Source organism: Pseudomonas sp. RW407 (genome assembly GCF_003176655.1).
Classification (GTDB): Bacteria; Pseudomonadota; Gammaproteobacteria; order Pseudomonadales; family Pseudomonadaceae; genus Pseudomonas; species Pseudomonas delhiensis.
The window spans coordinates 1535436-1554149 of the sequence record NZ_QGSL01000107.1 but is presented as its reverse complement, the minus strand read 5'-3'; the positions used below and the strand labels follow the sequence as shown (position 1 = coordinate 1554149).

14 protein-coding genes are annotated in these 18714 nt (G+C 70.7%); 9 read left to right on the top strand and 5 right to left on the bottom strand.

The annotated features are described in order from the left end of the window. Positions 1–291: 291 nt before the first annotated feature. Positions 292–633 carry a carboxymuconolactone decarboxylase family protein gene (locus DK254_RS31125; protein ID WP_109936919.1) on the bottom strand — a complete coding sequence of 114 codons (342 nt, stop codon included), beginning with the start codon at positions 631–633 and terminating at the stop codon, positions 292–294. 217 nt (positions 634–850) lie between these two features. Here DK254_RS31125 and DK254_RS31120 point away from each other — a divergent pair, with 217 nt between their 5' ends. Further along, complete coding sequence (locus DK254_RS31120) at positions 851–1834, top strand: AraC family transcriptional regulator (protein WP_256595994.1); 984 nt, start codon at positions 851–853, stop codon at positions 1832–1834. Between the two features lie 35 nt (positions 1835–1869). Here DK254_RS31120 and DK254_RS31115 read toward each other — a convergent pair whose 3' ends face one another. From DK254_RS31115 to DK254_RS31105, 3 genes are all read right to left on the bottom strand, one after another. After that, entirely contained in the window at positions 1870–3789 is a 1920-nt protein-coding gene (locus DK254_RS31115; protein WP_109936918.1) for a tyrosine-protein phosphatase, read from the bottom strand. A 133-nt stretch (positions 3790–3922) separates the two neighbouring features. Beyond that, the gene (locus tag DK254_RS31110; protein WP_089392443.1) at positions 3923–4315 is read right to left on the bottom strand and encodes a GFA family protein; all 393 of its coding nucleotides are present in this window, start codon (positions 4313–4315) and stop codon (positions 3923–3925) included. A 130-nt stretch (positions 4316–4445) separates the two neighbouring features. Next, complete coding sequence (locus DK254_RS31105) at positions 4446–5225, bottom strand: AraC family transcriptional regulator (protein ID WP_089392442.1); 780 nt, start codon at positions 5223–5225, stop codon at positions 4446–4448. Between the two features lie 323 nt (positions 5226–5548). On the opposite strand from DK254_RS31105, the gene DK254_RS31100 reads away from it, so the two are divergent. From DK254_RS31100 to DK254_RS31065, 8 genes are all read left to right on the top strand, one after another. Next, the gene (locus tag DK254_RS31100; protein WP_109936917.1) at positions 5549–7177 is read left to right on the top strand and encodes an APC family permease; all 1629 of its coding nucleotides are present in this window, start codon (positions 5549–5551) and stop codon (positions 7175–7177) included. 68 nt (positions 7178–7245) lie between these two features. Continuing rightward, the gene (locus DK254_RS31095) at positions 7246–8172 is read left to right on the top strand and encodes a 4-hydroxyproline epimerase (RefSeq protein ID WP_109936916.1); all 927 of its coding nucleotides are present in this window, start codon (positions 7246–7248) and stop codon (positions 8170–8172) included. A gap of 52 nt (positions 8173–8224) precedes the next feature. Further along, positions 8225–9172: a dihydrodipicolinate synthase family protein gene (locus tag DK254_RS31090; protein ID WP_109936915.1), complete on the top strand. Its 948-nt coding sequence runs from the start codon at positions 8225–8227 to the stop codon at positions 9170–9172. A gap of 89 nt (positions 9173–9261) precedes the next feature. After that, positions 9262–10851, top strand: a complete 1590-nt coding sequence (locus DK254_RS31085; RefSeq protein WP_109936914.1) for an aldehyde dehydrogenase (NADP(+)) — start codon at positions 9262–9264, stop codon at positions 10849–10851. Then, the gene (locus DK254_RS31080) at positions 10844–12133 is read left to right on the top strand and encodes an FAD-binding oxidoreductase (RefSeq protein ID WP_109936913.1); all 1290 of its coding nucleotides are present in this window, start codon (positions 10844–10846) and stop codon (positions 12131–12133) included. The genes DK254_RS31085 and DK254_RS31080 overlap by 8 nt, the downstream gene beginning before the upstream one ends. A gap of 198 nt (positions 12134–12331) precedes the next feature. After that, positions 12332–13486, top strand: a complete 1155-nt coding sequence (locus tag DK254_RS31075; protein ID WP_109936912.1) for a GGDEF domain-containing protein — start codon at positions 12332–12334, stop codon at positions 13484–13486. 514 nt (positions 13487–14000) lie between these two features. Further along, entirely contained in the window at positions 14001–14579 is a 579-nt protein-coding gene (gene gfa / locus DK254_RS31070; protein ID WP_109936911.1) for an S-(hydroxymethyl)glutathione synthase, read from the top strand. A 98-nt stretch (positions 14580–14677) separates the two neighbouring features. After that, complete coding sequence (locus DK254_RS31065; RefSeq protein WP_109936910.1) at positions 14678–17245, top strand: excinuclease ABC subunit UvrA; 2568 nt, start codon at positions 14678–14680, stop codon at positions 17243–17245. 42 nt (positions 17246–17287) lie between these two features. Here DK254_RS31065 and DK254_RS31060 read toward each other — a convergent pair whose 3' ends face one another. Continuing rightward, positions 17288–18499, bottom strand: coding sequence for an MFS transporter (locus DK254_RS31060; RefSeq protein ID WP_109936909.1), 1212 nt, complete (start codon positions 18497–18499; stop codon positions 17288–17290). Positions 18500–18714: the final 215 nt, after the last annotated feature.

Below are 18714 nucleotides of genomic sequence, written 5' to 3'. Positions count from 1 at the left end.
AGCCCGGCTTCATCGGGCCCGTATGCGGGGCAAGCCTTTTTGGTTCCTTTTGTGGCGTTTGACAAAAGGGACTCGCCCGAGGGGGCGAAACAAGAGACATCCGAGCACTCGGAGCGGCGCGCCACACCAAGCCCCCAACCCAATAGACGGTGTTTGCCGGTGGCAGCTGTGTTCCGGGGTTTACGCCGTTCCCTCTCCCCAACCCTCTCCCTGAAGGGAGAGGGGCTGTCCGGTGTGAGTGGGAGGTTCGGCGTCAACCTGTAGGAGCGGACTCCGTCCGCGATTTTCCTTTCAGGCACCGCCCGCCTGGTCCACCGCGGCCAGCACCCGCGTGGAGTACACCAGGGCGGCGCCGGTGTTCATCGCCACCGCCACGCCCAGGGCCTCGGCGATTTCCGCCTTGCTGGCGCCTTCCTTCACCGCTTCGGCGGCGTGTACCGAGATGCAGCCGTCGCAGCGGGTGGTCACCGCCACGGCCAGGGAGATCAGCTGGCGCGTCTTGGCGTCCAGGTGGCCGGTTTCCTGGCCGGCGCCGCTGGCGGTGAGGTAGCCGTCGACGGTGTCCGGGGAGAGCTTCCCGAGCTCGCCCACGCCGGCCATCAGCTGATTGCGGTGTGCGTTCCAGTCCATCATGTGTCCATCCTCCGGGTGATGCTGCCTCGGCAGCCGACAGGTGCCGATGACGCTACCCACTGGCGCGGCGCGGGGCACTACGCCTTTGGCGGTGGATGGGCGGGACTTTGGGAGGAGGGCGCGGCATCACGCGCTTGTAACCTGCGGCCGTTACCCTGCGCCCCCGCATGCTGCCCGCCGTGCCGGGCAGTTCCTTGGCGTTGCCGGCAGAGGGGGCATGAAGGTGGACACAGGTACTGCGCGCAAGCCGTTTCTCATCCGTTCCGAGGACATGCACGCCGACGAGTTCGGCGCGCTTTTCACGCGGATGTTCGGCGACCTCTATGCCGGGCTGCCGCCGCCGCAGCGCAAGGTCGCCATCGCCGGCGTCTACGGGCGCTACGAGGGCGTCAGCTTCCGGCGCCTGAGCTTTCGCGGCGATTTCCTCACCGCGCTGCCCGACCTGGACGACGAGATCACCTTCGTCTTTCCCACCGCCGGACGCATCGTCTTCAACCAGGCGGACCAGACCGTGGGCGTGCCCCAGGTGGGCCTTGCCATCGAGAAGGCCGCGGTGCGCTCGGCGGGCTTCGTCGATGGCCACTCGCAGCATGGGCTGTCGGTGCGCCGCGGGTTGTTCGCCCGGCGGCTGTCGCTGCTGCTCGGCCGGCCGGTCGTGCAGCCGGTGCGTTTCCAGCCGGTGGTGGACCTGAAGGTGGAGGCCTTCCAGGGGATCAAGGCCATCGTCGGCCTGGCCACCGGCGCGGAGTTCGACGCCCTGGTCGCCTCCAGCGCGCTGATGCCCGCCCGCCTGCAGGAGATGCTGGTGGATTCGGTGCTGGAAGCCTGGCCGCACAACTACAGCGAGGCGCTGCGCCGGCCGGGGCCGCTGATCGCGCCGCGCCACGTGAAGCTGGCCGTGGAGTACATCCGCGCGCATCCCGACGCCCTGGTCAGCGGCGGTGAGCTGGCCGCGCTGACGAACGTCAGCCTGCGCGCCCTGCAGGAGGGCTTCCGGCGCTTCGTCGGCAGCTCCATCGTCGCCTACCAGCGCCAGGTCCGCCTGGAGCGGGCGTACGACGTGCTGCGGCAGGACGCTTCGCCCTCGGTCAGCGAGATCGCCCTGGGCCTGGGCTTCAGCAACGTCGGCCGCTTCTGCCAGTACTTCCAGGGCGCCTTCGGGCTGAGCCCGGCGGAGGTGCGCAAGGGCATCCGCCACTAGCGATGCCCGGCCAGCCGGCCGGGCAGGGCGGGCGGTCAGAACTGGTAGCTGGCCTTGAGGCTGCCGCTGTAGCCATGGCTGCCGCTGCCGGCGAGGGCGCCGACCTCGGCGCCGACGCTCAAGTCGCCGAGGCTGGCCATGACGTTCACCGCGCCGCTGAACTGGTCGCGGTTGTCGAAGGCGGCGCGCTGGGCGACGTCCAGGCCCTGCAGGTGGCCTTCGCTGTCGACCTGGTAGTCGCCCAGCGCGTGGTCGTAGCCCAGGTCCAGGCCCGGCGCCAGTTGCCAGCCGCCGCGCAGCGCGATGGGCGTGAAGCTCACCTTCAGGCCGGCGACGGCGCTGCGGCGGGTCTGCTCGATGCCGTCGACGTCCAGGGCCAGTTCGCTGCCTTTCTCCTGGAAGCCGGACAGGTCCAGGTGGCTGATGCGCAGGCCCAGGCTCGGTTCGAGGATCGCGTCGCGCACCGGGACGCGGTAGCCCAGCGCCAGGGCGCCGCCGCTGAGGGTGCCATGGGTGTCGCCCTTGGCGCTGCCCAGGCCGCCGCCCAGCTCGCGCTTGCTGTCGTAGTCGAGCCAGCCGGCGCTCAGGTTCGCGTCGACGAACAGGCCCCGTTCCAGGCTGCCCGGGGCGAAGCGCGCGCCGGCGCGGAGGAAGGTCAGGTCGGTGTCCACGTCGCCGCCCGCGCCGCCGACGCTGCCGCGGCTGTAGCCGAAGCCGGCGTTGGCGCTGAGCTGCTCGCTGAAGCGCTGGGTCAGGCCGATCATCAGGCCCTGGCTGTGCTCGTTGCTGCTGGCCGCCCGGGCCGAGCCGTCGTTGCCCTGGTAGCCGGCCAGGGCGGTGCTCCACAGGCGGCGCTGGCCGGCCTTGAGGTCGGTGCCGCTGGCGAAGGGCGCGGCGGCCCTGTCGATCAGCGCGTCCTGGCGCAGCAGGTAGCTGGCCGCATCGGCGTGCACCTGGCCGCCGACGGTGGCTTCGACGCCGCCGAGGCTGCCGGCGTCGATGGCCGATTGCAGGTAGTAGTTGTAGGCGCTGTAGGCGCCGGAGAGGCTGCTGTTCTGCAACTGCTGCAACAACTGCGCGCCGGCGGCGGCGTTGCCGGAAAGGCCCAGGGTGCCGGGCAGGCTGTTGTAATAGACCATCTTGCCGCGCAGCACATAAATGGTTTCCTGGGACAGGCCCAGGCCTTCCTTCAGGTAGTTGTCCATGCTGCCGTACTGCGCCACCACCTCGTCCAGGCCGGCCTGCAGGTAGCTGGCCTGTACGCCGAGCAGGGGCGCATAGATGGCGGCCATGCTCGGTGGCAGCGCCGCCAGGGTGGCGGAGACGCGGGCGGCGGTGTAGTCGTTGGTGGCCAGGTAGTTCTGCATGATGGTGGCGCTGTCCACCCCGGCGATGCTCAGCAGCACGGCGGCGGTCCAGCCGGTGCGGTCCTTGCCGGCGGTGCAGTGGAAGAGGGCGGCGCCGTCGGCCGCGGCCAGCTCGTTGAACAGCGTGGCGAACTGGCTGCGCATGCCGGCGTCGCTGACGAAGGCGCGGTTGGTTTCTTCCATCATGGCCACCGCCTGGGCGGCGCTGCTGAAGGAAATGTTGGTGACGTTGGCGCCGGAGGTGGTACTGCCGATGATGTCGATGTTCCGGTAGGCCGCGCCGGCCGGCAGGGTGTCGGGCGTGGCGGCGATTTCGCTGGGGGTGCGCAGGTCGAAGACGTTGCTGATCCCCAGGCCATCGAGTGTAGCCAGGTCCGAGGCCGTGGGCGTCAGCGCGTTGGAGCGGTAGAACACCCCGGCGCGCATGGTGCCGTCGTTGGCGGTGGTGTAGGCGGTGGTGGTTCCGGCGATGTCGCGGAAGTTGTCGATGCCGGTCAGCCGCGGGGTGTCGAGGGTATAGGTCTCGGCGGCGTGGGCGGCGATGGACAGGCTGAGGGCGGACAGGGAGAACAGAACACGATGCAGCACGATGTAGCCTCTTCGAGCGGGTTGGCGGGGGCTACTATCGGCATGCTTGCGAACCGGGATATTACAGTTCGCGGCGCCGGGAAAATCACGGCGCGATCTGTCCGTGGGCTGCGTTTTCCGTCCGTTGTGCCGCTTACTCCTCGAAGCGGCCGGTACCCTCGCGATCGCGCTCGTAGTGCCTGGCCAGCGGAAACGCCGGCAGCCAGGATTCGCGTCGGACGGTCCAGAGTTCGTAGGTCGGCACGAACTGGTCCGGGGCGTCCAGGGCGCCCAGGTTCACTTCCACTTCGTCCGCGCTGCGCAGGAACACCGAAGAGCCGCACCGCGGGCAGAAATGGCGCCCCGCGTAGTCGTGGGTCTCGCCTTCGATGGCCACCGCGGCCTCGGGGAATATCGCCGAGGCGTGGAACAGGGCGCCATGGTGCTTGCGGCAGTCTAGGCAGTGGCAGAGGCCGACCCGGTAGGGGCGCCCCGATGCCACGAGACGGACGTTGCCGCACAGGCAACCGCCGGTGAACCGGTCCATGCTGCATCTCCTCTGCAATCGAACCCTTGGAATCTCTCCCGCCGGCCGGCGGTCGCCGTGAAAAAATAGCAGGCGGAGCGTTGGCGGGCCCGGGCTTCCGACGTTCGCGCGCCGCGGCGGGGCGGGCGCGCTAGGCTTCCAGGCCGGTCGCCTGGCGGTACTGCCGCGGGGTGAAGCCGGTCAACTGCTTGAACTGCCGGCTGAACGCGCTGTGGTCGGTGTAGCCGCATTGCAGGGCGACCTCGGTGATCGGCAGGTCGGTATGCAGCAGCCGGTGGGCGTGTTCCAGGCGCACCTTGTGGATCAGCTGCCGTGGCGTGAGGTGGAACACGCGCTTGCAGTAGCGCTCGAGCTGGGCCACCGAGAGGTCGCTGATCCGCGTCAGCTCGTCCAGGCTGATGGGCTGGTGGAAGTGCGCGCGGATGTACTCGTCCACCGCGGCGAGGCGCCGGTAGGCCGGATGGGTATCGCTGGCCGATTGCAGGTCCACCGAGATGCCCACCAGGCCGATGATCCCGCCGTTGCGGTTGTACAGGGGGCGCTTGTGCGTCAGGCACCAGCCCGGCTCGCGGCTGCCGTACAGGTGCAGCTCCAGCTTGTCCTCCAGTACCTGGCCCTGCTCCAGCACGCGGCGATCCTGCTCGGTATAGCCCGGGCCGAGCTGCGCCGGGAACACCTCGGCGCTGGTTTTGCCCAGCAGCGGCTGCAGGTGCTTCAGGCCGCAGCGCTGGACCAGCGTGCGGTTGGCCATGACGTAGCGCGCCTGGGTGTCCTTGATGAAGATTGCGGCATTGGGGATCACGTCCAGCATCGGCAGCAGCAGCGACACGCCCGCCAGCAGCGCTTCCATGGTCTCGGGCCGCTGCAGTCCGTGCCCCTGGCACAGCAGCGCGAGCAGGTTCTGCGTCATGGTTCCGTGCCTCCCGAAAGCCGCCTGGCAACAAGGTGGCGGGCAGCTTGCCGCAAGGCCCCTCGGCCTGTCGAGCGCATGCCGGGGCAGTGCGGGCGACCCGCTGACGAGCGGCGCAATTGTGCCGATTTCGTCATCCGTGCTGAAGAAAACCATCAAGCGCGCGGGAGCCGCCCGGGTCCACTCTATGGCCGACGCGGGTAGCCGAGCTTCACAGAACAAGCGGTTGCCGCCGGCCGACTCGTCCCTGCGGGCAGCACCTGGGCCGCAGCCTCGAGTGGCAACGCATCTGCCTATCCAACAACGCACAAGAAGGCGACGCCATGTCAGGCAAGTTCAAGAAACAACTCTCGTTGATGGACCTCACGTTTATCGGGTTGGGAGCCATCTTCGGTTCCGGATGGCTGTTCGCGGCCAGTCACGTTTCCGCCATCGCCGGCCCGGCGGGCATCTTCTCCTGGCTGCTGGGCGGCTTCGCCGTGCTGCTGCTGGGCATCGTCTACTGCGAGCTGGGGGCGGCCCTGCCGCGCGCCGGCGGCGTGGTGCGCTACCCGGTGTACTCGCACGGCCCGCTGCTGGGCTACCTGATGGGCTTCATCACCCTGATCGCCTTTTCCAGCCTGGTGGCGATCGAGGTCGTCGCCTCCCGCCAGTACGCCGCTGCCTGGTTCCCCGGGTTGACCCAGGCCGGCTCCAGCGACCCCACGGCCGTTGGCTGGCTGGTGCAGTTCGGCCTGCTTTGCCTGTTCTTCCTGCTCAACTACCGCAGCGTGAAGACCTTCGCCAAGGCCAACAACCTGATCAGCCTGTTCAAGTTCGTCGTGCCGCTGCTGGTCATCGGCGTGCTGTTCAGCTTCTTCAAGCCGGAGAACTTCTCGGCCCAGGGCTTCGCGCCCTTCGGCCTGTCGGGCGTGGAGATGGCGGTTTCCGCCGGTGGCGTCATCTTCGCCTACCTGGGGCTGACGCCGATCATCTCGGTGGCCAGCGAGGTGAAGAACCCGCAGCGCACCATCCCCTTCGCGCTGATCCTTTCCGTGCTGCTCTCCACGGCCATCTACGTGCTGCTGCAAACGGCCTTCCTCGGCGGCGTGCCCACGGAAATGCTGGCCAACGGCTGGGCCGGCGTCTCCCGGGAACTGGCCCTGCCTTATCGTGACATCGCCCTGGCCCTGGGCGTGGGCTGGCTGGCCTACCTGGTGGTGGCCGACGCGGTCATTTCCCCCAGCGGCTGCGGCAACATCTACATGAACGCCACCCCGCGGGTGGTCTATGGCTGGGCGCAGACCGGGACCTTCTTCAAGGTGTTCACCCGCGTCGACGAGAAGTCCGGCATCCCGCGCCCGGCGCTGTGGCTGACCTTCGGCCTGTCGGTGTTCTGGACCCTGCCGTTCCCGTCCTGGGAAGCGCTGATCAACGTGGTCTCGGCGGCCCTGGTGCTCAGCTACGCCGTGGCGCCGGTATCCGTGGCGGCCCTGCGCCGCAGCGCGCCCGGCATGCCGCGCCCGTTCCAGGTCAAGGGCATGGGCGTGCTCGGCCCGCTGTCCTTCGTCATCGCCGCGCTGATCGTCTACTGGTCGGGCTGGGGCACCGTGTCCTGGCTGCTCGGCCTGCAGATCCTGATGTTCGTGGTGTACCTGCTGTGCGGCCGCTTCGTGCCGACCCGCCACCTGGACCTGCGCCAGCAGGTGCGTTCCTCGGCCTGGCTGATCGGCTTCTATGCCGTGACCATCGCGCTGTCCTGGCTCGGCAGCTTCGGCGGCATCGGCGTGCTCGCCCATCCGTTCGACACCCTGGCCGTGGCCGTCTGCGCCATGGGCATCTACTACTGGGGCGCGGCGACCGGCGTGCCCGCCCACCTGGTCCGCCTGACCGGCGACGACGAAAGCGACGCCGAGGCCGACGAGGCCGACGGCCGGCGCCCCCTGGGCGGCTACGCCCAGGCCTCGTCCTGACGCAGGGCGAGCGGAGCAGGGGACACGAGCGACCTCATCGCCTTCGGGCACTTTCAACGGACAGCTACATGAAACGCATACACATCATCGATTCCCACACCGGTGGCGAACCCACCCGCCTGGTGATGAAAGGCTTCCCCGAGCTGGCCGGCGCCAGCATGGCCGAGAAGCGCGATGCCCTGCGCGAGCGGCACGACCACTGGCGCCGCGCCTGCCTGCTGGAGCCGCGCGGCAACGACGTGCTGGTGGGCGCGCTCTATTGCGAGCCGGTGTCGGCCGACGCCACCTGCGGGGTGATCTTCTTCAACAACGCCGGCTACCTGAACATGTGCGGCCACGGCACCATCGGCCTGGTCGCCTCGCTGCACCACCTCGGGCTGATCGGCCCGGGCCTGCACAAGATCGACACCCCGGTGGGCCCGGTCAGCGCCACCCTGCGCGAGGACGGCGCCGTCACCATCGGCAACGTGCCGGCCTACCGCTACCGCCGGCAGGTGCCGGTGGAGGTGCCCGGCCACGGCCGCGTGCACGGCGACATCGCCTGGGGCGGCAACTGGTTCTTCCTGGTGGCCGAGCATGGCCTGCGGCTGCAACTGGACAACGTCGAGGCCCTCACCGACTTCACCTGGGCGCTGCTCAAGGCGCTGGAGGCCCAGGGCATCCACGGCGAAGACGGCGCGCCGATCGACCACGTCGAGCTGTTCGCTGACGACGAGGAGGCCGACAGCCGCAACTTCGTCATGTGCCCGGGCAAGGCCTACGACCGTTCGCCCTGCGGCACCGGCACCAGCGCCAAGCTGGCCTGCCTGGCCGCCGATGGCAAGCTGGCCCCCGGGCAGGCCTGGGTGCAGGCCGGCATCACCGGCAGCCGTTTCGAGGGCCGCTACGAATGGGAAGGCGAGCGCATCCGCCCGTTCATCACCGGCCGCGCCTACATGACCGCCGACAGCACGCTGCTGATCGACGAGCAGGACCCCTTCGCGTGGGGCATCTGAGCCGCCACGCCCCTTCTCCCTACCCGAACGAGTGCTTCAAGGAGCCAGAACCATGAGCGACAACATCTTCACCGGCTGCATTCCCGCGCTGATGACCCCCTGCACCGCCGAGCGCAAGCCGGACTTCGATGCCCTGGTCGCCAAGGGCCGCGAGCTGATCGACATCGGCATGAGCGCGGTGGTGTACTGCGGCTCCATGGGTGACTGGCCGCTGCTCACCGAGGCCGAGCGCCAGGAGGGCGTGGCGCGCCTGGTGGCCGCCGGCGTGCCGACCATCGTCGGCACCGGCGCGGTCAACACCCGCGAGGCGGTGTCCCACGCGGCCCATGCCGCCAGGGTCGGCGCCCACGGCCTGATGGTGATCCCCCGCGTGCTCTCCCGCGGCGCCTCGCCGGCCGCGCAGAAGGCCCACTTCGCCGCCATCCTGAAGGCCGCGCCGGGCCTGCCGGCGGTGATCTACAACAGCCCCTACTACGGCTTCGCCACCCGCGCCGACCTGTTCTTCGAGCTGCGCCGCGAGTTCCCCAACCTGATCGGCTTCAAGGAGTTCGGCGGCGCGGCCGACCTGCGCTACGCCGCCGAGAACATCACCTCCCAGGACGACGAGGTGACCCTCATGGTCGGTGTCGACACCCAGGTGGTCCACGGCTTCGTCAACTGCAACGCCACCGGCGCCATCACCGGCATCGGCAACGCCCTGCCGCGCGAGGTGCTGCACCTGGTGGCCCTGAGCAAGCAGGCCGCCAGGGGCGATACCAGGGCGCGCCGCCTGGCCCGCGAGCTGGAGTCGGCGCTGGCGGTGCTTTCGTCCTTCGACGAGGGCTGTGACCTGGTGCTGTTCTACAAGCACCTGATGGTGCTCAACGGCGACAGGCAATACAGCCTGCACTTCAACGAGACCGACGTGCTCAGCGACGCCCAGCGCCGCTACGCCGAGAACCAGTACGCGCTGTTCCGCCAGTGGTACGCCAACTGGTCGGCCGAGCAGAACCTCGCCTGAGCCGGCCGGCAGGGCACAGCCATGACCGACGCCCCTGCGGGGCGCGCCCGTTCCGCAGCCGGGCCCACTGCATTCATCCAGGAAACACCATGAACCTGACAGGCAAGATGCTGATCGGCCAGCAGGCCGTGGCCGGCAGCCGCGAGGCGAGCCGGGCCATCGACCCGGCCACCGACGAACCCCTCCAGCCGCCATACGCCGGCGGCACCATCGAACAGGTGGAGCAGGCCTGCGCCCTGGCCTGGGCCGCCTTCGACAGCTACCGCGAAACCTCCCTGGAAGTGCGCGCCGGCTTCCTCGAGACCATCGCCGAGGAGATCGAGGCCCTGGGCGAGCGACTGATCGAACGCGCCATGGCCGAGACCGGCCTGCCACGCCAGCGTATCCACGGCGAACGTGGCCGCACCTGCCAGCAGCTGCGCACCTTCGCCCGCACCGTACGCGCCGGCGAGTGGCTGGACGTGCGGGTGGACAGGGCGCAGCCGGCGCGCCAGCCGCTGCCGCGCCCGGACCTGCGCCAGCGCCAGGTGCCGCTGGGGCCGGTGGCGGTGTTCGGCGCCAGCAATTTCCCGCTGGCCTTCTCCGTCGCCGGCGGCGACACCGCCTCGGCCCTGGCGGCCGGTTGCCCGGTGGTGGTCAAGGCCCACGGCGCACACCCCGGCACCAGCGAGCTGGTGGGGCGCGCGGTGGCCCGCGCCGTGGCCAGGTGCGCCTTGCCGGAAGGCGTCTTCTCGCTGTTGTATGGCTCCGGCCGCGAAGTGGGCACCGCCCTGGTGGCCGACCCGCGCATCAGGGCGGTGGGCTTCACCGGCTCGCGCAGCGGCGGCCTGGCCCTGTGCCGGGTGGCCCAGGCGCGCCCGGAACCCATCCCGGTGTACGCCGAGATGAGTTCGATCAACCCGGTGTTCCTCTTCCCCGCGGCCTTGCAGGCACGCGGCGAGGCGCTGGCGCAGGGCTTCGTCGCCTCGCTGACCCAGGGCGCCGGCCAGTTCTGCACCAACCCGGGCCTGGTGATCGCCCGCCAGGGCCCGGCGCTGGAGCGCTTCGTCGCCGCGGCCGCCGAGCAGGTGCAACGCAGCCCGGCGCAGACCATGCTGACGCCGGGCATCTTCCAGGCCTTCGAGGCCGGCGTCGGCGCGCTGGCCGAACAGCCCCTGGCGCGGACGCTGGCCACGGGCCTGCCGGGCGAGGGGCCCAACCAGGGCCAGGCCCACCTGTTCGCGACCCAGGCGCAGGCGTTCCTCGCCGAGCCGGCGCTGCAGGCCGAGGTGTTCGGCGCCGCGTCGCTGATCGTGGCGTGCGCCGACGCCGAGCAGGTGCGCCAGGTCGCCGAGCACCTGGAAGGCCAGCTCACCGCCACCCTGCACCTCGACGAGGCCGACCTGGACGAGGCCCGGGCGCTCCTGCCGACCCTGGAGCGCAAGGCCGGGCGCCTGCTGGTCAACGGCTGGCCGACGGGCGTCGAGGTGTGCGACGCGATGGTCCACGGCGGCCCGTTCCCGGCCACCTCGGACCCGCGCACCACCTCGGTCGGCACCGCGGCCATCCTGCGTTTCCTGCGCCCGGTCTGCTACCAGGACTTCCCCGACGCCCTGCTGCCCGCCGCGCTCCGGCACGGCAACCCGCTGCAGTTGCGCCGCCTGCTCGATGGCCAGAGGGAAGCCCGGCAAGATGCTTGACGCCCAGGTTTCGAACGCACCGCAACCCCCGGTGGACATCGCCGTGGTCGGCGCCGGCATCGTCGGCGTCGCCTGCGCCCTGCAACTGGCGCGCCAGGGGCTGCGGGTGCTGGTCGTCGACCAGCAGGCGCCGGGGCAGGGCGCCTCGTTCGGCAATGCCGGGCACCTGGCCACCGAGCAGGTGTTCCCCATCGCCGACCTGTCGATCCTCAAGCGCCTGCCGGCCATGCTCATGGACCCCATGGGCCCGCTGCGCCTGGACTGGAAGTACCTGCCGCGCGCCCTGCCATGGTTCGTGCGGCTGCTGCTGAACCTGCGCCCGGCGCCGTTCCGGCGCACCGTCGCCGGCATCCGTGCGCTCAACGAGGGCAGCCTGGAGGCCTGGCGGCGGCTGTTGGCGAGCCTCGACCGCCCGGGCCTGCTGAAGGAGGACGGCTCGCTGCTGGTGTACGAGCGCGCCAGGTCGCGCCAGGCGCTCGACGCGCTGCAGGCGCGCCTGCGCGAACAGGCGGTGGCAGTCGACTTCTGGCCTGCGCAGGCGGTACGCGACGTCGCTCCGCAGCTCAGCGAACACCTGCTGGGCGGGCTGTTCTTCCCGCGCACGGGGCATTTCGTCGACCCCTACCGGGTGGTCCGCGAGCTGGTGGACGCCGCCCGCGCCCTGGGCGTGCAGTTCCTCCGGCGCAAGGTCCTCGGCGGCCAGCTGCTCCAGGACGGCGTGGCCCTGGCCACGGAAGAGGGCGGCCTGCGGGCCCGCCAGGTGCTGGTCGCCTGTGGCGCCCACTCGGCCGGGCTCACCGCGGCGCTGACCGGCAGGAAGGTGCCCCTGGACACCGAGCGCGGCTACCACCTGATGCTGCCCCATGAGCACGATCGCCTGCCGTTCGCCGTCACCTCGCTGGAGCGCAGGTTCATCATGACGCCCATGGCCGACGGCCTCAGGCTGGCCGGCACCGTGGAGTTCGCCGGCCTGGAGAGCCCGCCGAACATGGAGCGCGCCTGGCAGCTGCACCGGCTCAGCCAGGGCCTGTTCGGCCGCGGCCTGGATGCCGAGGCGGCCACGCCCTGGATGGGCATGCGCCCGTCGCTGCCGGACTCGCTGCCGATCATCGACCGGGTGTGCGGGGGCAGGGTGCTGCTCGCCTTCGGCCACCAGCACCTCGGCCTGACCCAGGCGGCGATTACCGCCGAGCACATCGCCCGGCTGGCGGCCGCGCCGGCAACGGGCGGCGCGCCGCAGGGCCTGCCGGGGCTCGAGGCCTACAGGCTGGATCGCTTCTGAACCCTGGCCGGGGCGCGCAAGGGCGGTGGCTTCGCCAGCATGGCCTGGCGAAGGGGCTATGCTCCTGGGAGCATGTCGCGGCCCATCGCGGGCATCCGGGCGCTTCCCGTCGGCAGGGCGGGGAGGGCCCTGCGAAAAAGCGCCGCGAACGCTTAGAATCCGCCACCCTCCACCGTACAGACAGTCCCGTTCAGACGTATGGCGCTCGATCCTCCCACGATGTTGACCCTCTCGATCGCCCTGGCAGCGGCCGCCGCCCTGTACCTGGCGATCGAGTGGCGCAACGTACGCGAACCCTCGCTGCTGTTCTGGAGCGCGGGCTTCGCCACCATCACCGTCGGCTCGACCCTCGCCCTGCTGCGCATGCGCGGCTTCCCGCTCATCGGCATCTGGTTCGCCAACGGCCTGCTGGTCACCGCCCACTGGCTGTTCCTGCTGGGCGTCGCGCGCTTCACCGAGGCGCGCCTGTCCCGCGCCTGGTACCTGATCTTCGTCGCCTGGGCGGGCATGTTGCTGCTGCCGGATGGGCAGGCCTGGTCGAAGGTGATGCTGCTGGCCAACTCGCTGCTGGTGGCGTTGCCGACGCTGCGCGCCAGCGCGCTGCTGCGGCCCCACGGCAAGTCGTTGAGCGTGGGCGCGGTGCAGCTGCGCTACGTGCTGCTGGTGCACGGGCTGTTCTACCTGGCCAAGGCGCTGACGGCGGTGCTGCCGGGCACGCTGATCGACCTCACGGCCTTGCGCGGCGAGATCATCCAGGTCTCGCTGGTGGAGGGGACGATGGCGATCATGCTGATCGCGCTGTCGATGACCGGCACCGAGCGCTACCGCCGCGAGAAGCGCATGGCCCGGCTGGCCGCCCGCGACCCGCTGACCGCCCTGTACAACCGCCGCGCCCTGGAAGTGCGCGCCCCGCGGCTGCTGGAGGAAGTCTCCAGCGTGCGGCCGGGCGCCCTGCTGCTGATCGACATCGACAACTTCAAGCTGGTCAACGACCTGCACGGCCACATCGCCGGCGACCGGCTGCTGGTGACGCTGAGCGAGATGATCCGCTCGCTGCTGCCCGAGGGCGCGCTCGCGGCCCGGCTGGGCGGCGACGAGTTCGTCATCCTGCTGAGCGACGTGACCCCCGAGCGGGTCGTGGCGCTGGGCGGCGCGCTGCGCGAGCAGTTCCACAAGGCCGCCACGCAGGCCTTCGCCACCCCCGCGGCGGTGACCCTGAGCATCGGCGCCAGCCTGTTCGACCAGCCGCCGGCGAGCCTGGCGGCGCTGATCGAGCAGGGCGACGCCGCGCTCTATGAGTCCAAGCGCGGCGGGCGCGACAGCATCCGCCTGGTGGACCGCAGCTTTTCGTAGGAGCGAGGGGGGCGCCTAGCTCTTGCTCGCGAACCCTGGGTTTCCGCGTTCGCGATAGTTCGTAGGGCGCATAACGCCTACGGCGTTATCCGCCAAATCGCGGACAGAGTCCGCTCCTACGCGGGCCGAGCCATGCCATTCCCCTGTAGGAGCGCGCCCTGCGCGCGAATCGCGGGCAGGGCCCGCTCCTACAGCTCCAGGAAGCACCGTCGTAGGAGCGGACTCCGTCCGCGATTGGATTCACCGGCCACGCCGAACGCCCCGGTAGCACGGCCAACGGCGGATAACCGCGAACGGTTATTCGCCCTACGGTCGGGCACGGTCGTAAGGACTCTGTCCGCGATTGGAGATGCCCCTACCGGATGTCCGGCCCGCCACCGGAGCCGTGCGTTTGGCGGGACAATCCACCGATGGCCCGTCCGGGCCATGAGCCACCCATCTCGACCGGCAGGGCTTCGCGGCACGGCATGTCGCGGTGCCGGCCCGCCGGCGCGAACGCCAGGAGGTCAACCCCATGAGCGCGATTCACATTCACCCCTCGCTGGACAACGGCATCCGCCCGGAACAGCCCGGTTTCGCCGGCGGCACCCTGCAATGCCTGTGCGCGACCGACAAGGTGGAAGTCGCGGTCGGCGCCCAGACGCTGCACAACCACGCCTGCGGCTGCACCAAGTGCTGGAAGCCCGCGGGGGCGACCTTCTCGGTGGTCGCGGTGGTGCCGCGGGACAAGGTCAGCGTGCGCGCCCACCCCGAGAAGCTGCACATCGTCGACGAGAGCGCGGTCATCCAGCGCCATGCCTGCCGCGAGTGCGGCGCACACCTGTTCGGCCGCATCGAGAACCAGGGGCATGCCTTCTACGGCCTGGACTTCGTGCACACCGAGCTTTCCCCGCAAGAAGGCTGGTCGGCGCCGGGCTTCGCCGCCTTCGTCTCCTCGGTGATCGAGAGCGGCACCCCGCCGGCGCAGATGGCGGCGATCCGCCAGCGCCTGCGCGAACTGAACCTGGAGCCCTATGACTGCCTGTCGCCGCCGCTGATGGACGCACTGGCCACCCACGCCGCCAAGCAGAAGGGTACCTACCGCGAGGCTTGACGGCGGCGGGGCGGAGCCCACCCACCCGATCGAGGCTCTCGGATAGCGCGGGCCTCGTCAGGCATACTGCCGGGCAACAGAGCACCGAGTCCGTCCCCATGCCCCACAGCAAGCCCCCCGCTTGCGCCCTCGGCGCCAGCGGTTTCGTCGAAGTGCGCGGCGCGCGCGAGCACAACCTCAAGGACGTGGATGTCGCCATCCCGCGCGATGCGCTGGTGGTGTTCTCCGGCGTGTCGGGCTCCGGCAAGTCCTCGCTGGCGTTCGGCACCCTCTATGCCGAGGCGCAGCGGCGCTACTTCGAGTCGGTGGCGCCCTATGCCCGACGGCTGATCGACCAGGTGGGCGTGCCGGACGTCGACGCCATCGACGGCCTGCCGCCGGCGGTGGCGCTGCAGCAGCAGCGCGGCGCCAGCAACGCGCGCTCCTCGGTGGGCAGCGTGACCACCCTGTCCAGCCTGGTGCGGATGATGTACTCGCGCGCCGGCACCTACCCGGCGGGCCAGCCGCTGCTGTACGCCGAGGACTTCTCGCCGAACACGCCGCAGGGCGCCTGCCCGGCCTGCCATGGCCTGGGCCACGTGTACGAGGTGACCGAGGCGCTGATGGTGCCGGACCCGTCGCTGAGCATCCGCGACCGGGCCATCGCCGCCTGGCCGCCGGCCTGGCACGGGCAGAACCTGCGCGACATCCTGGTCACCCTGGGCTACGACGTCGACCGCCCCTGGCGCGACCTGCCGCGCAAGGACCGCGACTGGATCCTGTTCACCGAGGAGACGCCGACGGTGCCGGTGTACGCCGGCTTCACCCCCGCCGAGACCCGCGCGGCGCTCAAGCGCAAGCTGGAGCCCAGCTACATGGGCACCTTCACCGGTGCGCGGCGCTACGTGCTGCACACCTTCGCCAGCACCCAGAGCGCCCTGATGAGAAGGCGCGTGTCGCGCTTCATGGAGGGCCGGCCGTGCCCGGCCTGCGGCGGCAAGCGGCTCAAGGCCGAGGCGCTGGCGGTGACCTTCGGCGGGGTGGACATAGGCGCGCTGGCGCAGATGCCGCTGGACCAGGTGGCGGCGCTGCTGGAGCCCATCGCCCGGGGCGATTTCCGTGCCCGGCCCGGCGGCGCGCTCTCGGAGGAGAAGCAACTGGCGGCGCGGCGCCTGGCCGAGGGCGTGGTGGCGCGGCTGCGCACCCTGCAGCAGCTGGGCCTGGGCTACCTGACCCTGGACCGTGCCACGCCGACGCTGTCCACCGGGGAACTGCAGCGCCTGCGCCTGGCCACGCAGCTGAGCTCCATGCTGTTCGGCGTGGTTTACGTGCTCGACGAGCCCTCGGCCGGGTTGCACCCCTCCGACAGCCAGGCCCTGTACGACGCCCTGGACAAGCTGCGCGACGCGGGCAACTCGGTGTTCGTGGTGGAGCACGACCTGGAGCTGATGCGCCGCGCGCAATGGCTGGTGGACGTCGGGCCCGACGCCGGGGAGCGCGGCGGCCGGGTGCTCTACAGCGGCGCGCCGGCCGGCCTGCGCGAGGTGGCGCAGTCGCACACCGCCCGCTACCTGTTCGACGAGCTGCCCGCGCCGCCCAGCCGCGGGCGCGAGGCCGCCGGCTGGCTGGAGCTGCGCGGCATCCACCGGCACAACCTGCGTGGGGTGGACGCGCGCATCCCGCTGGGCGTGCTCACCGCGGTCACCGGCATCTCCGGTTCGGGCAAGTCAAGCCTCATCGCCCAGGCGCTGCCCGAGCTGATGCTGGCGCACCTGGGGCACGAGCCCGAGGACGATGCCGCCCAGGGCGGCGACGAGGGCCCGGCGATCCTCGAAAGCACCGGCGGCCACCTGGCCGGCGATGTCGACGCCGTGCAGCGCGTGGTGCAGGTGGACCAGAAGCCCATCGGCCGCACGCCACGCTCCAACCTGGCTACCTACACCGGCCTGTTCGACCACGTGCGCAAGCTGTTCGCCGCCACCCCCGACGCGCGCCGCCGCCGCTACGACGCCGGGCGCTTCTCGTTCAACGTGGCCAAGGGGCGCTGCGACACCTGCGAGGGCGAGGGCTTCGTCAGCGTGGAGCTGTTGTTCATGCCCAGCGTCTACGCGCCATGCCCCACCTGCCACGGCGCCCGCTACAACGAGGCCACGCTGCAGGTGCGCTGGAACGGGCGCAACATCGCCGAGGTGCTGCGCATGACGGTGGAGGAGGCCTGCGACTTCTTCGCCGCCGAGGAAGCGGTGGCACGCCCGCTGCGCCTGCTGCGCGAGATCGGCCTGGGCTACCTGCGCCTGGGCCAGCCGGCCACCGAGCTGTCCGGCGGCGAGGCGCAGCGCATCAAGCTGGCCACCGAGCTGCAGCGCAGCCAGCGCGGCCGCACCCTGTACGTGCTGGACGAGCCCACCACCGGCCTGCACGTGGCGGATGCCGACCGCCTGATGGTGCAGCTGCAGCGGCTGGCCGACGCCGGCAACAGCGTGGTGATGATCGAGCACGACATGCGCGTGGTGGCCCAGGCCGACTGGGTGATGGACGTGGGCCCGGGCGCCGGCCAGGCCGGCGGCCGCCTGGTGGCCTGCGGCACTCCGCAGCAACTGGCGAAGGCGAAGGGCAGCCGGACCGCGCCCTACCTCGCCGCGGAACTGGCCCGCCACGCGCCGCGCCCGCGCCGCGGCAAGCGCTGAGGGCGGATGGCGACAGGCGCTCGTGCGAGCGCCCGGGGCCGGTCAGGCCCGTTTGGTAGACGGCAGCAGGATGGTCAGGCAGCCCAGCAGCGGCAGGTAGGAGCACAGCTTGTACACGTACTCGATGCCGTGGATGTCGGCCAGGTGGCCGAGCAGGGCGGCGCCGATGCCGCCGAAGCCGAACATCAGGCCGAAGAACACCCCGGCGATCATGCCGACGTTGCCGGGCACCAGTTCCTGGGCGAAGACCACGATGGCGGAGAACGCCGAGGCGAGGACGAAGCCGATGACCATGCTCAGCACGCCGGTCCAGAACAGGTCGACGTAGGGCAGGGCCAGGGTGAAGGGGGCCACGCCGAGGATGGAGAACCAGATCACCGCCTTGCGCCCGATCCTGTCGCCCACCGGGCCGCCGAAGAAGGTGCCGGCGGCCACGGCGCCGAGGAACAGGAACAGGTACAGCTGCGAGCTGGCCACCGAGAGGTGGAACTTCTCGATCAGGTAGAAGGTGAAGTAGCTGGTGAAGCTGGCCATGTAGAAGTACTTGGAGAACACCAGCAGCGCCAGCACCGCCAGCGCGGCGGTCACCCGACCCTTGGACAGGCCGTGGGTGGCCTTGCTGCCCTGCTTGAGCCTGAACAGGTTCAGGTGGTTGCGGTACCAGCGGCTGAGGCCGTAGAGCACGCCGATGGCGAAGACCGCGAACAGGCCGAACCAGGCCACGTTGCCCTGGCCGTAGGGCACGATGATGGCCGCGGCCAGCAGCGGGCCGAAGGCACTGCCGGCGTTGCCGCCGACCTGGAAGCTGGATTGCGCCAGTCCATAGCGCCCGCCCGAGGCCAGGCGGGCGATGCGCGAGGTTTCCGGGTGGAAGGTCGAGGAGCCTATGCCCACCAGCGCCGAGGCCAGGAGGATCGCCGGGAAGCTGCCGACGAAGGCCAGCAGGAGGATGCCGACCAGGGTGCAGACGCTGCCCGCCGGCGCCAGCCAGGGCTTGGGATGGCGGTCGGTGTGGTAGCCCACCCAGGGCTGCAGCAGCGAGGCGGTCAGCTGGAAGGTCAGGGTGATCAGGCCGACCTGGGTGAAGCTCAGCCCGTAGTTGGCCTTGAGCACCGGGTAGATCGACGGCAGAACGGCCTGGATCAGGTCGTTGATCAGGTGGGCCAGGGCGCAGGCGCCGATCACGCGCATGACCAGGGGGCTTGCTTGGCTGGCGACGGAAGCGGCAGCCGTGGGGGCGGCGATAGTGGACATGGTACTCCGGGCAGCAAGGTGCGGCCGGCGCGCGGGCGCGGCCATCGTTATTGATTGGCGGAGTCCTATCCTAGGCAGTGCCGGGCCGCCCGTCTTGCGAGTTTCGGACGTCGGGTATCGAGAAACGGGCAATTCGCACCGGGAAGGCCCTGGGCGGGAGCGCTTGGCCGTGGCCAGGCCCCCGCACCGGGCATCGAGGCCCGCCTTGCGCGGGC

Bases quoted from the DNA above. Each gene is read 5' to 3' on its own strand.
- DK254_RS31125 (WP_109936919.1), bottom strand. From the start codon at position 633: ATGATGGACTGGAACGCACACCGCAATCAGCTGATGGCCGGCGTGGGC.
- DK254_RS31120 (WP_256595994.1), top strand. From the start codon at position 851: ATGAAGGTGGACACAGGTACTGCGCGCAAGCCGTTTCTCATCCGTTCC.
- DK254_RS31110 (WP_089392443.1), bottom strand. From the start codon at position 4,315: ATGGACCGGTTCACCGGCGGTTGCCTGTGCGGCAACGTCCGTCTCGTG.
- DK254_RS31105 (WP_089392442.1), bottom strand. From the start codon at position 5,225: ATGACGCAGAACCTGCTCGCGCTGCTGTGCCAGGGGCACGGACTGCAG.
- DK254_RS31100 (WP_109936917.1), top strand. From the start codon at position 5,549: ATGTCAGGCAAGTTCAAGAAACAACTCTCGTTGATGGACCTCACGTTT.
- DK254_RS31095 (WP_109936916.1), top strand. From the start codon at position 7,246: ATGAAACGCATACACATCATCGATTCCCACACCGGTGGCGAACCCACC.
- DK254_RS31090 (WP_109936915.1), top strand. From the start codon at position 8,225: ATGAGCGACAACATCTTCACCGGCTGCATTCCCGCGCTGATGACCCCC.
- DK254_RS31085 (WP_109936914.1), top strand. From the start codon at position 9,262: ATGAACCTGACAGGCAAGATGCTGATCGGCCAGCAGGCCGTGGCCGGC.
- DK254_RS31080 (WP_109936913.1), top strand. From the start codon at position 10,844: ATGCTTGACGCCCAGGTTTCGAACGCACCGCAACCCCCGGTGGACATC.
- DK254_RS31075 (WP_109936912.1), top strand. From the start codon at position 12,332: ATGGCGCTCGATCCTCCCACGATGTTGACCCTCTCGATCGCCCTGGCA.
- gfa (WP_109936911.1), top strand. From the start codon at position 14,001: ATGAGCGCGATTCACATTCACCCCTCGCTGGACAACGGCATCCGCCCG.
- DK254_RS31065 (WP_109936910.1), top strand. From the start codon at position 14,678: ATGCCCCACAGCAAGCCCCCCGCTTGCGCCCTCGGCGCCAGCGGTTTC.
- DK254_RS31060 (WP_109936909.1), bottom strand. From the start codon at position 18,499: ATGTCCACTATCGCCGCCCCCACGGCTGCCGCTTCCGTCGCCAGCCAA.